The sequence below is a fragment of the Pseudomonas sp. P5_B2 genome (genome assembly GCF_056400445.1).
Genome location: NZ_JBFULH010001024.1, coordinates 1 through 1,142, shown reverse-complemented (window position 1 = coordinate 1,142; position 1,142 = coordinate 1). Strand labels below are relative to the sequence as shown.

Here is a 1,142-nt window from a genome sequence, read left to right as displayed (position 1 = left end):
TGCGAGCGCTGCCATCGGTGGCGGGCTGACGCTGTTGCCACACATGGCTGGTGCGACGATCGGGCTTGCCATGGCGAACGATCCACCGCGCGGCCAAGAGGTGACAGTGCGTAGCGGATCGTGTGCTGACTGAACGCTTTCCCGGACCAGTTTGCGATCGGCACGATGAATGGGTTAGCAGCATCGATAACGAACTTCCTAATGCCCTTGGCGATTCGGCGCAGGTGGCCGGAGCCAGCGGCTTTGGCCGGTCGAAGATGCTTTTGCTCGGGATGGTCCAGTCGATGCACTCGGCGACGGTGCGCCACTTCTATTAGCCTTTCACTGGATGCTTGGCGTGGGTAGGGGCTGGCCAAACAATCGGTTCGCCGTCGCAGCGAGCGATCATGAACAGGCGTTCCCGACTGGTTGGCGCGCCGAAGTCGCAGGCCTTGAGGACGCGCCACTCGACGACGTAGCCAAGATGTTGCAGCTCACTGACGAAGGTTGTCCAGGTCTGACCGCGGCGTTTCGGATCAGGCACAAGGAACTGCTGGTGGACCGGTACGACTTCGCCAGGCTCGGCAATGGCGCCCCCCAGCTTCATTACTCGGCCGGTCGCCTTGCAGCGCTTGGCGATCAGCGGCCCCCACTGGAGAATCTGTTCACGTTCTCAAGGCTGATGACGCGAGGTTTCTTCCTGCCAGTCCACTTCAGACCGATCCACGACAGGTTTCGAATCTCCCGCTTACGCGGCTGGCCGCCGGCGGCCTGGCTGTGATGCGTTCAGTCCGGCGACATGTGGAACCACCCGACGGCCGTTCGCTGTGTGAGTCCGCTTAAGGCACCATAGTTGATCAGTATCGCTTCGGAGCCCTTCAGCAAGGTTCTACAGCTATCTAAATCGTCCAGAACCAACCTTTTCAGGCCGATAGTGCCGTCATCAAACCATTGGCAGCAACGATTTTCATGACCCGTTTCAAGTTGTAGGCGAGCACGTTCAAGCTCATCTCTGCACTTTCCCCTGCCAGCTTTGGCGTCAGGAAATGCGTTGCGCCCATCCATTGTTTAAGCGTCCCGAAGGGATGCTCTACTGTCCGTTTATGGACTCGCATCATCTCCGGCGCGTTGCGCAGCCTGTCCTGCATTTCTTCCAGTACGGC

General features: G+C 59.4%; 2 pseudogenes. Both read right to left on the bottom strand.

What is annotated here, in order from left to right:
• Positions 1-798: pseudogene (locus AC1DRJ_RS28875) on the bottom strand (DNA cytosine methyltransferase); the annotation flags it as partial.
• Positions 799-902: 104 nt separating this feature from the next.
• Positions 903-1,142 (bottom strand): annotated as a pseudogene (locus AC1DRJ_RS28870) (IS5/IS1182 family transposase); the annotation flags it as partial.